Origin of the sequence: Streptomyces lincolnensis, assembly GCF_021173675.1 — a bacterium.
GTDB classification, from domain to species: domain Bacteria; phylum Actinomycetota; class Actinomycetes; order Streptomycetales; family Streptomycetaceae; genus Streptomyces; species Streptomyces lincolnensis_B.
In genome coordinates this window covers 1-255 of the sequence record NZ_JAIHON010000066.1, presented here as the reverse complement: position 1 = coordinate 255, position 255 = coordinate 1, and the positions used below count along the sequence as shown (strand labels likewise).

Genomic DNA, 255 nt, shown 5'->3' with positions numbered 1-255 from the left:
CCAACCTCCTGGTTGTCTGTGCGACTCCACATCCTTTCCCACTTAGCGTACGCTTAGGGGCCTTAGTCGATGCTCTGGGCTGTTTCCCTCTCGACCATGGAGCTTATCCCCCACAGTCTCACTGCCGCGCTCTCACTTACCGGCATTCGGAGTTTGGCTAAGGTCAGTAACCCGGTAGGGCCCATCGCCTATCCAGTGCTCTACCTCCGGCAAGAAACACACGACGCTGCACCTAAATGCATTTCGGGGAGAACC

General features: G+C 56.9%; 1 rRNA gene. It reads right to left on the bottom strand.

Annotated elements, in window-relative coordinates:
• Nucleotides 1-255 (bottom strand): 23S ribosomal RNA (locus tag K4B79_RS47580); the annotation flags it as partial.